The sequence below is a fragment of the Pseudomonas sp. TS_SC_3 genome, from assembly GCF_056156225.1.
In genome coordinates, this window is the sequence record NZ_CM149586.1 from 3682425 (window position 1) to 3692706 (window position 10282).

The following is a 10282-nucleotide window of genomic DNA, read 5'->3' on the forward strand; positions in this document are numbered from 1 at the left end:
GGTGGGCCATTCATCTGCAGTTATTAATTAATATGCGGGTTCACGCCTGCTCGGGAGTCACTCAAGGTGCTGGATGTAAAGAACCTGAAAAAAGCCTACAGCGGGCCGCAGGGCCAGCTTGCGGTGCTCGACGGTGTCAGTTTGCGCCTGGAGACCGGCCACAGCCTCGCGTTGATGGGTGAATCCGGTAGCGGCAAGAGCACGCTGCTGCATCTGGTGGCGGGGCTGGATCAGGCCGACAGTGGTGATATCCACGTTGGCGGCCACACCCTTGGTGGGCTGGACGAAGCGGCGCGCGCCACCTTTCGGCGCCACCACGTGGCGGTTATTTTTCAGCAGTTCAATCTGATTCCTTCTCTGCGCGTGGTTGATAACCTGGCGTTTCAGGCGCGTCTCGCGGGGCGGGTGGATCAAGCCTGGCTGAGCCAGCTGGCGCAGCAGTTGGGCCTCAGTGAACTGTTGCAGCGCTACCCGGAGCAACTTTCAGGGGGCCAGCAGCAGCGCGTCGCCGTCGGGCGTGCCTTGGCCGTGCGCCCGCCGCTGATTCTGGCGGATGAGCCGACCGGGAACCTTGATGAGCAAACGGCTGATGAGGTGATGACCCTGTTGCTCGACCTGGTGCAGCAGGCCGGTGCGAGTTTGTTGATGGTGACCCACAGCGCCCGCCTAGCCGCTCGGCTGGACCGGCAGCTGGTACTTAAAGCGGGACGCCTGCATGGGAGCGCGGCGTGATCCGCCATGCCGGCTGGGTATTGCACACGCTGCTCAGCCATTGGCGCCGCCACCCAGTGCAGGCTGCTTGCCTGTTGGTGGGGCTGTGGTTGGCGACCGCGCTCTGGACGGGCGTGCAGGCGCTCAACAGTCAGGCGCGGGACAGCTACGATCGCGCCGCTGAGCTGTTTGCCGGTGGCGCGCAAACGCTGCTGGTCGCGCCTGGGGGGCAGGCTTTCGCGCAACAGCACTTCGTCACCCTGCGGCGTGCAGGCTGGCCGGTGTCGCCCATGTTGCAGGGCAGCGTACAAGTGGCGGGGGCCACGGCCGTGCGGCGGTTACAGCTCACCGGTATTGAGCCCTTGACCCTGCCGGCTGGCGGCGCAGTTGAGACCGAGGTGCAGGATCAGGACCGTCTGCGCGCCTTTATGCTGGCGCCAGGGATGACCTGGATAGCGGCCGACACCCTTGCCGAATTGGGCCTTGAACCTGGCGCGATCCCGACCCTGGTTGACGGTAAGCCACTGCCGCCCCTGCACGTGGTGCCGGGTTTGCCGCCGGGCATGCTGTTAGTCGATATCAGTCAGGCTCAGCGCCTGCTCGACCAGGCGGACAAGGTCAGCCAGCTCGTGGTTGAGTCAGCTTTCGCCGCGACTCGGCCGCCGCTGCCGGACACCCTGCCACTGGTGTGGCAAGAGGGCGGTGAAGCTGATCTGGCGCGCCTTACTGACAGCTTTCACCTCAACCTGACGGCGCTCGGCTTATTGGCCTTCGTGGTCGGGCTGTTTATTGTCCATGCCGCCGCAGGACTGGCCATGGAGCAGCGCCGTGGACTGTTGCAGACCCTGCGCGCGTGCGGCGTCAGCCTAAGAACCCTGCTCGCCGTGCTACTGCTGGAATTACTGGTATTGGCCTTGATCGGCGGCAGCCTGGGTGTGCTCAGCGGCTTTGCCTTGGCCGCGTTGTTGATTGGCGACATCGCTGCCAGCCTGCGCGGCCTGTATGGCGCACAAGTGGCCGGTCAATTGGCACTGAATGCGAGTTGGTGGCTATCGGGGTTGGGCATGAGCCTGCTCGGTACGCTGATTGCCGGCGGTAGCAGTGTGTTGGCGGCCATGCGCCTGCCGGTATTGGCCTGGGCCCGGCCACAGGCCTGGCGTGAAGCGCAGGGGCGGGCCATTCGGCTGCAAACGCTGCTGGGGGTGATGTTGCTTGCGCTGGCAGCGGTGCTGGCGGTGTGGGGTGACTCCCTGCGCAGCGGCTTTGCTTTGCTCGCTGGCCTGCTGCTGGGGGCGGCCTTGCTGCTGCCCTTGTGCCTGCAAACGCTGTTGCACCTTGCCCAGAGGCGCCCCGCTGGCCCCGTGCGGCAATGGTTCTGGGCGGACAGTCAGCAGCAGGTCTCGGGCCTGAGCATCGCGTTGATGGCGCTGTTACTGGCGTTGGCCGCCAATATTGGTGTCGGCAGCATGACCGAGGGTTTTCGGCAGACCTTTACCGGCTGGCTGGATCAGCGTTTGGCGGCCGATATCTATGTGCGCCCGCAAGATGCCGCGCAGGCGGCGGCCATCGGTCGCTGGCTGGATCAGCAGCCGCAGGTCAGCACTCAGCTGCCGACCTGGGAGCTGGAGACGCGAGTCGGTGGCTGGCCTACTCAGGTGAGCGGTGTGATCGATCATCCGTTGTATGCGCAAACCTGGCCGTTGCTTGAATCAAGCGCCGACCCTTGGCCGCCGCTGGCGGCAGGCGAGGGGGCGCTGATCAGCGAGCAACTGGCCTTTCGCCTGAAACTGTCACTGGGCGACACTCTGACGCTGGATACCCCCGCGGGCCCTTGGTCGCTGAACATACTCGGGCGGTATGCCGACTACGGTAACCCCAAGGGGCAGCTGTTGGTGAGCGCCGCAGGCCTGCAGCAACGCTGGGCCGAGCAGCCGGTGAGCGGTATCGGTGTCTTGGTCAACCCGGACAGTGCCGCGCCGCTGGTGGCGGCGCTGCGTGACGCATTCGACCTGGGCGACAGTCGCGTGATTGATCAGGCTGCGCTCAAGGCCTATTCGCAAACCATCTTTGAGCAGACCTTTGCCGCCACCGCCGCGCTCAACACCCTCACCCTGGGAGTGGCCGCCGTGGCGTTGTTTACCAGCCTGCTTGGCCTGGCAGACAGCCGCCTGAGCCAGCTTGCACCGCTCTGGGCCATGGGCCTGCGGCCCGCCCAGCTGGCCGCGCTGAGTGTGGCGCAGATGCTGATGCTGGCGGCGTTGACCTGCCTGCTGGCGATCCCGCTGGGGCTGGTGCTGGCCTGGTGCCTGGTCGAGGTGGTCAATGTTCAGGCCTTTGGCTGGCGCCTGCCGTGGCATTGGTTTCCTGGGCAGTGGCTGACCTTGGTACTGCTGGCGTTGCTGGCGGTGTTGCTGGCGAGTATTGGCCCTGCCTGGCGCATCCTGCGCACCGGGCCCACCCGTCTGCTTAGGAGCTTTGCCCATGATGCGTAGGTGGCTGGTAGCGCTCAGCTATAGCGTGTTGTTGGGCTGCGATGGCGCCCAGGCGCCTGCACCCGCCAGTTTTGCTGGCCTGGGCAGTGAGGCTCAGGGGTTTAGCGCCGTGACGCGCGGTGAGCCGTTGGTTTTCCCGGCGGATTTTGCGGCGCACCCCGGTTACCGGATTGAATGGTGGTACGTGACCGCCAACCTGACCGATGAGCGCGGTGAGCAATGGGGCGCGCAATGGACCCTGTTTCGTCAGGCCATGGCAGCGCAAAACAGCAGCGAGGCCGAGGCGGGCTGGCAAAGCGCCCAGGTGTGGCTGGGCCACGCCGCGTTGACCCGCGCAGACGGTCATCAGCATGCCGACCGTTTGGCCCGAGGGGGGATTGGCCAGGCCGGCGTGCGTGCGCAGCCTTTCCAGGCGTGGATCGATGACTGGTCGCTGGCTGGCGACACCGCCCAGCCACTGAATTCATTGCAACTCAGTCCCTTGCAGGTCCGGGCCACTGGGGCGAACTTTAGCTATGCCCTAAACCTGCACACGAGCGCGCCACTGGTGCTGCACGGCGACCGCGGTTTTAGCCAGAAGTCCGAGCGTGGCCAGGCGTCCTGGTATTACAGCCAGCCGTTTTTTCAGGTTGATGGCGAGGTGCAATGGCAAGGCGAGATGCGCCGGGTCAGCGGCAAGGCGTGGCTGGATAGAGAATGGAGCAGCCAGCCGCTGGCGGCGGATCAACAAGGCTGGGACTGGTTTTCCCTGCACCTGCACGATGGCAGCAAGCTGATGCTGTTCCGCCTGCGCAGTGATGACAATAGCCACTTCTATTCGGGCACCTGGATCACGCCCGCCGGCGTTGCAGAGCCGCTGAACGCATCACAGATCAGCATGACGCCGTTAGCCGAGAGCAACGTGGCCGGTCGAACGCTGCCGACCCAGTGGCGGTTGCAGATTGCCCATAAGCATTTCGATGTAACCGCCCAGGCGCTCAACCCCAATGCCTGGATGGGCACGGGTATTCCCTATTGGGAAGGGCCGGTCAATGTCTCAGGCAGCCATACGGCAGTCGGTTACCTTGAAATGACCGGATATTGAGGTACGACCCCAAAAAGGAGGGCGAGATGCAGACCACCGCAAAAAATGTAGTGGGCACGTCACTGGAGCCATGCTGCGGGCAACGCCGTCTCGGCTTTTACCGCGATGGCTTTTGTCACACCGGTGACGCGGACAAGGGCCGGCATGTGGTGTGCGCGGTCGTCACCGACGCCTTCCTGCAATTCAGCTTGGCGCAGGGCAACGATTTGATTACGCCACGGCCTGAGTGGGACTTTCCGGGCCTTAAAGCGGGTGACCGCTGGTGCCTTTGCGCCAGCCGCTGGCTGGAGGCGCATGAAGCCGGTGTCGCCCCGCCCGTATTGCTTAATGCCTGCCATGAAAAAGCCACTGAAATGATCAGCCTGGATGTGCTGCAAGCGTATGGGTGAATGCACACCTCAGGAATCGCGCAGCACTTTGAGTTCATTGTCTTCGGCGGAGAAGCCGCGTTGCAGTTTGACCTTGAGCCCAAGGTCAGTGCGTGAGTCAGCAAACTTGAGGGCTTCAGCCAGGGCAATGCGCCCCGTTTCGAGCAACACATACAGGTGCTGATCGAAGGTCTGCTGACCTTGCTCCTGCGCCCGCGCGGTGGCTTCGCGCAGGTCGCTGAGCTGGTCGCGCTGGATCAGGTCACGAATATAGGGCGTGCCCAGCATCATCTCGATGGCGGCCACGCGCTTTTGCTGCAGGCCCGGCACCAAGCGTTGGCCGACTATCGCCAAAAGGTTTTGCGCCAGATCCGCCAGCACCTGTTTGCGCGCCTCGTCGGGGAAGAACCGCGCAATGCGTTCAATGGCATGGCTGCTGCTGGTGGCGTGCAAGGTGGCGATGCACAGGTGCCCGGTTTCGGCGTAATGCAGCGCGTGTTGCATGGTGGCGGCATCGCGAATTTCACCGAGCATGATGACATCGGGGGCTTCGCGCAGCACGTTGCGCAAGGCGTCGGCAAAGCTGTGTGTGTCCAGGCCGATTTCGCGTTGGTCGATGATCGACAACTGGTGCGAGTGGAGGAACTCGATGGGGTCTTCGACGCAGACAATATGCCCGCCCTTGTGACGGTTGCGAAAATCCAGCATGGCCGCCAGGGTGGTCGATTTACCGGAGCCGGCTGCACCCACCACCAGGATTAAACCGCGGTCCTGCATGCTGAGTTTTTCCAGCAGCAAGGGCAGGCCAAGGGCTTCGAAATTGGGGATTTTGCTCTGGATCAGGCGCACAACCATGGCGACCTGGCCGCGCTGGTAATACACGTTGACCCGAAAACGCCCGGCATCGTGCACGCTCACCGCCAGGTTCATTTCCAGATCACGCTCGAACTCCATGATCTGTTTTTGGCTCATCAGCTGATACGCCAGCTGCTGCACCTCACCTTGCTTGAGCACCCGCTCATCCAGTGCCCGGCTGTGGCCTTCGATTTTCAGGTGGGCCGGCGCACCGACACTGAAAAACATGTCCGAACCGCCGCGTTCATACAGCGCTTGCAGGTAGGGGAAGATATCCAGGGCGGCGGTTTCTTCTGTCTGGCTCATCAATACGTCCCGTCGTGTGCATTGAGTCGTGAGGCATCGCCTGAATACCCTATCACGCTCCACGTAATACCGATGTGGCCGGTTGAGGGCGGCTGTGTTGGCTCACCGTGAACGATACGCCGTGCTTAGCGAGAACGCTGATGCCCCCAGAATTGGTCAGCCAAAAATTGCAGGCGCTGGGCCAGTTCGGCGAATTGTTGAGCGCTGTTGTGGCTCTGCAGGCTGGCGGCAACGCTGCTTTGGTTGGCCTCGCGAATGCTGCAGAGGTTGCGCTGAATGTCGTCACCCACGGCGCTTTGCTGCTCGACGGCCGCGGCAATCTGGATGCTCATGTCACTGATCTGCGCCACGCGCTGGTTGATCCCGTCCAGAGCCTGGCTGGCCTGTAACGCTTGATCAACGCTGCTCTGCGCCTGCGCCTGGCTGCGCTCCATCATGGCCACGGCATCGTGAGTGCCCAGCTGCAGCGCCTGGATGATGCTGTGGATTTTTGCCGTGGAATGCTGGGTGCGCTGCGCCAGGCCGCGCACCTCATCGGCCACCACCGCAAAGCCACGCCCGGCCTCACCGGCCCGAGCTGCTTCGATGGCGGCGTTGAGTGCGAGCAGGTTGGTTTGTTCGGCAATACCCTGGATCACATCCAACACTTGGTTGATGTCCTGGCTGTGCAGCTCCAATTGCTGAATGACCTGATGGCCCTGCAGCACTTCTGCGGCCAATGAGCTGATTTGCTGGCGTGTTTGTTCGACCAGTTGTAAGCCGCTGCTGGTTTCCAGGTCGGCTTCGCTGGCGGCACTGGCGCTGAGTTGTGCATGGCGCGCCACTTCTTGCACGCTGGTGGCCATCTGGCCAATGGCGCTGGCCACCTGTTCGGTTTCTGACTGTTGCTGCAGGCTGGCCTGGTTGCTGCAGTTGACGGCACTGGCCATTTCGCCGGCTTCCTGGCTGAGCTGGCGGGCTGAGTCGGCAATGCGCCCGACCACGGCGCCGGCCTCAGCTTTGAGGCTGTGCAAAGCAAACGCGATTTGCCCGAACTCATCACACCGACCGCTATACACCCATTGGCTGAGCGGGTTGCTGGCCGCGGCCTGAGCGTCCTGCTGCAGTTGCCGCAATGGCCGCAAGGCCCGTTTGACGCCCAGCGTCATAACACCGGCCAGGCCGACACCTGCGCCCAGGGCTGTCAGCCACGGCAGGCTAGCGCTGATGCCCAGCAAGGCGGCGCTGCCCAATACCGGCAACGCCAGCAGCAAGCTTAAGCGGGTGTCCAGTGCCAGGCGGGGTGGCCGCAGTTGCAGCGGCGTTTGCCCGGCACTGAGTTGTGCATAGAGCGCGTCGGCCCGGGCAATTCGCTCGGGTGTGGTGCGGGTGCGCACCGATTGGTATTCCACGGTCTGGCCATTCCGCACCACGGGTGTGACATAGGCGCTGACCCAATAATGGTCGCCATTTTTGCAGCGGTTTTTTACCAGCCCCATCCAGGCCTTGCCGGTTTTCAGGGTTTGCCAGAGATCAGCGAACGCCGCTGGCGGCATATCAGGATGGCGCACCAGGTTGTGGTTACGGCCGTACAGGTCCGCTTCGGTAAAGCCACTGATGGCGATGAAGTCCGGGTTGATGTAGCTGACGGCACCTTTCAGGTCGGTGGTGGACAGAATATTGGCGTGGGCCGGTACATCGATTTCACGCTGGCTGACGGGCAGATTTATTTTCATTGTTCTGTCGGCTCTTCGAGTGATTCCTGAGAGGGGGTCGTTGCAGGCTGCGCCTTAGTGCGCTGGATAAACTGACGGTGCAGATCAGCCGCCGGCAGCGGGCGACTAAACCAATAGCCCTGGGCCATATGGCAGCCTTGGGCGCGGAGAAAATCCACATGGTCGGCGCGCTCAACACCCTCGGCGACCACCTCCAACCCTAGGCTGTGGCCCAGGCCGATAATTGCCCGGCTGATGGCCGTTTGTTCGGCATTTTGCGGTGCGCCGCCGATGAAGCTTTTGTCGACCTTGAGGATGTGCAGGGGGAAGCGCTTGAGGTAACCAAGCGAGGAGTAACCGGTGCCGAAATCATCCAGGGCCAACTGCACACCGAGGCTGGCCAGGGCGCGCAGGGTGATCAAGGTTGCGGTGCTGTCTTCCAACAACTGGCTTTCGGTGATTTCCAGTATCAGGTCGGTGGCGGCCAAGCCGCTGTCGCGGAGGATTTCACGCAGCCGCTCGACAAAGTTTTCCTGACGCAACTGGCGGCTGGAGAGGTTCACCGCGCAATGCAGTTGGGGTTGTCCCGCCAGTTGCCAGGCCCGCACTTGGCTGCAGGCTTGGCGGAGCACCCAGTCGCCAACCCGGACGATCTCCCCGGAATCTTCCAGTGAGCTGATAAATTCCTGCGGCGCCACCAGGGTTGTGCCGCGCTGCCAGCGCAGCAAGGCTTCAACCCCCACAAACTGAGTCGCGTGCTCCCTGACGCGCAGAATCGGTTGGTAGTGCAGCACAAACTCGTCACGCTCCAGCGCCTGACCCAAAGCACTTTCCAGCTCCAGCTGGTAGTGGGCGCTGACCTGTAGCTCATCGCTGAAGCGGGCGAACTGCGCCTTACCCGCCTGCTTGGCCTGATATAGGGCAAGATCAGCCGCCTGCAGGGCATCCTGCGAGGCATCACTGGGCTGTAAAGCGGTAATGCCGATGCTGGCACTGACCACCAGGGTTTGCCCGGCCATGTGCAGCGGCAGGCGCAGGCTGTCGAGCATGCGCTGGGCAACGTGCTCGGCGTCGCTGGCGCAGGCCAGATCGGTGAGCAGGACAACAAACTCATCGCCACCAAAGCGGCACAAATGGTCGCCCGGCCGTAAACAGTGGGAAAGGCGGCGGCCGACCTCGATCAGCACCTGGTCGCCGCAATTGTGCCCAAGGCTGTCGTTGATCAGTTTGAAGCGGTCTAAATCGATAAACAGTAAGGCGGCTTCACGGGCGCAGCTCTGGTTTAACTGGTGCAGGGCCTGCGGCAGCAGCTCATCAAGACGCAACCGATTACCCAGCCCGGTTAAGGGGTCGTGACGAGCGGCATGCAGCAGCTGTTGTTCGATGGCCTTACGCGGGGTGATATCGCTTTGGGAGCCGGCCATGTGTTGCTGGCCGTCGGCATCGGTCTCGACCACGCCACGGGCCAGTACCCAGAGGTAGTCACCCTTGCTGCTGCGTATCCGGTACTCGTGATGCAGTTGCGCGCTCATGCCACTGCGATGGCTTTCGATGGCCTGGCGCAGTGCCGGCAGATCGTCCGGGTGCACGCGGTTAAACCAGCTGGCGCTGCCTTCGCCGAGGCTGTCGCGATCCAGGCCGAGCATGGACGCCCATCGTGATGAGACATACAGGCGGTCGTGCCCCAGGTGCCAGTCCCAAATGCCGTCATTGGCGCCGCGTAAGGCCCGGGCAAAGCGCGCCTCGCTGTCTTCCAGCGCCTTGCGTTGCGCGGCGCTGTAGGTATCGATGGCCAGGGTCATGTCGAAGAACACCGCTTTGAGCAGGCTGGCGAACAGCGCCTGGTTTGGGTGCGCCTCAAACAACTTGGCGAGTATCTCGTCGAGGTACAGCCGGTAGCCGGCCAGGTACCACTTGAGCTCGATCCCCGCCAGTTGATGAATCAGGCCAATGCGCAGACGGCTGGCCACGTAATCGGCGTTATAGGGGCCGCGCCACAGGCGTTGGTAGTAATCCTGCTGGCTGTGTTTGAGGCGCTGCAGGGTGCTCGGTTTACTGATCGCGCTGGATGGCCCAGGAAAACGCTCAAGGTGTTGGTACAGCCGTTCAGTAAACGCCTGCAGGAAGGTGCCCGCATTGTCGGCAGCAGCATTTAGCCGTGCGGCGTCGCTGTTCTGCCAATCCAGCAGGTTACAGCGCTGCTGGATTTCCTGGCGATGCAGCCCCATACGCTGAATCAGCTCGTTGAATGCTTTCGCTGAGTCCATGTCCCGTCCCTGTTGTAGTTATTTTTCTCAGGTACAAAAAAAGCGCCGACCGCCACGTTCGTGCTGAACATGGCGAATCGGCGCTTCGTCTTGCAGGCCCTGAGTCCTGCCCGGCAAAGCCGGTCCCCGCGATGGCGGGACCTACTGGGAGAACATTTGTACCTTATTGATCATGGGCTGACAATTCCTCAAGCAACTGCTCCAGGCGCCTGCGTAAGTCAGCCAGTTCACGCGATTTAAAGGCATGCCGGGTACGTATCAAGGTGCTCACCGCATCAAGCAACGCCGCCTGCACCCGACCCTCTTGCCCCAACGGTACGTCTTCGAGCCAGCGACACAGCGGCGCCTGGCTGCAATCGTGGGGGCTACAGATCACGTCGGCCGCTGCTGCGTGACTGTCCAGCCAGTCACGCAGTAGCGCACCCAACGAAGCGTCGGTGCAGATGATTCGTGGCGTGGGGTCTGGTGTATGCATAGTGATGGCACTTTAACGTCACCGACGCGG

Annotated in this window: 8 protein-coding genes and 1 pseudogene; 4 read left to right on the forward strand and 5 right to left on the reverse strand. The window is 62.6% G+C overall.

Annotation, left to right across the window (positions count from 1 at the left end; all coding sequences use genetic code 11):
- Positions 1-66: 66 nt before the first annotated feature.
- From AC0J6G_RS17320 to AC0J6G_RS17335, 4 genes are read left to right on the forward strand one after another with little or no spacing between them, the layout of a single operon-like run.
- Positions 67-732 (forward strand): ABC transporter ATP-binding protein, encoded by a 666-nt coding sequence (locus AC0J6G_RS17320; protein WP_475249845.1) that lies wholly within the window; start codon positions 67-69, stop codon positions 730-732.
- Positions 732-3203 carry an ABC transporter permease gene (locus AC0J6G_RS17325; RefSeq protein WP_475253805.1) on the forward strand — a complete coding sequence of 824 codons (2472 nt, stop codon included), beginning with the start codon at positions 732-734 and terminating at the stop codon, positions 3201-3203. The genes AC0J6G_RS17320 and AC0J6G_RS17325 overlap by 1 nt, the downstream gene beginning before the upstream one ends.
- Positions 3196-4287, forward strand: coding sequence for a lipocalin-like domain-containing protein (locus AC0J6G_RS17330; RefSeq protein WP_475253807.1), 1092 nt, complete (start codon positions 3196-3198; stop codon positions 4285-4287). Before AC0J6G_RS17325 ends, AC0J6G_RS17330 begins: the two co-directional genes overlap by 8 nt.
- A gap of 26 nt (positions 4288-4313) precedes the next feature.
- Positions 4314-4676, forward strand: a complete 363-nt coding sequence (locus AC0J6G_RS17335) for a DUF2237 family protein (RefSeq protein ID WP_475249846.1) — start codon at positions 4314-4316, stop codon at positions 4674-4676.
- 9 nt (positions 4677-4685) lie between these two features.
- Here AC0J6G_RS17335 and AC0J6G_RS17340 read toward each other — a convergent pair whose 3' ends face one another.
- From AC0J6G_RS17340 to AC0J6G_RS17360, 5 genes and pseudogenes are all read right to left on the reverse strand, one after another.
- Positions 4686-5816, reverse strand: coding sequence for a PilT/PilU family type 4a pilus ATPase (locus AC0J6G_RS17340; RefSeq protein ID WP_475249848.1), 1131 nt, complete (start codon positions 5814-5816; stop codon positions 4686-4688).
- 125 nt (positions 5817-5941) lie between these two features.
- On the reverse strand, positions 5942-6745 hold the full coding sequence (locus tag AC0J6G_RS17345) for a methyl-accepting chemotaxis protein (protein ID WP_475253809.1): 804 nt from the start codon (positions 6743-6745) through the stop codon (positions 5942-5944).
- Positions 6746-6832: 87 nt separating this feature from the next.
- Positions 6833-7531, reverse strand: a pseudogene (locus tag AC0J6G_RS17350) (PAS domain-containing protein); the annotation flags it as partial.
- Entirely contained in the window at positions 7528-9777 is a 2250-nt protein-coding gene (locus AC0J6G_RS17355) for an EAL domain-containing protein (protein ID WP_475249850.1), read from the reverse strand. The pseudogene AC0J6G_RS17350 and the gene AC0J6G_RS17355, both read right to left, overlap by 4 nt.
- A gap of 163 nt (positions 9778-9940) precedes the next feature.
- The gene (locus AC0J6G_RS17360) at positions 9941-10252 is read right to left on the reverse strand and encodes a hypothetical protein (RefSeq protein WP_475249852.1); all 312 of its coding nucleotides are present in this window, start codon (positions 10250-10252) and stop codon (positions 9941-9943) included.
- Positions 10253-10282 lie beyond the last annotated feature (30 nt).

What these genes read in the sequence shown, in the direction of transcription:
- AC0J6G_RS17330 (WP_475253807.1), top strand. Translation starts at nt 3,196, where the DNA reads ATGCGTAGGTGGCTGGTAGCGCTCAGCTATAGCGTGTTGTTGGGCTGC.
- AC0J6G_RS17335 (WP_475249846.1), top strand. Translation starts at nt 4,314, where the DNA reads ATGCAGACCACCGCAAAAAATGTAGTGGGCACGTCACTGGAGCCATGC.
- AC0J6G_RS17340 (WP_475249848.1), bottom strand. Translation starts at nt 5,816, where the DNA reads ATGAGCCAGACAGAAGAAACCGCCGCCCTGGATATCTTCCCCTACCTG.
- AC0J6G_RS17345 (WP_475253809.1), bottom strand. Translation starts at nt 6,745, where the DNA reads ATGGCCAGTGCCGTCAACTGCAGCAACCAGGCCAGCCTGCAGCAACAG.
- AC0J6G_RS17355 (WP_475249850.1), bottom strand. Translation starts at nt 9,777, where the DNA reads ATGGACTCAGCGAAAGCATTCAACGAGCTGATTCAGCGTATGGGGCTG.
- AC0J6G_RS17360 (WP_475249852.1), bottom strand. Translation starts at nt 10,252, where the DNA reads ATGCATACACCAGACCCCACGCCACGAATCATCTGCACCGACGCTTCG.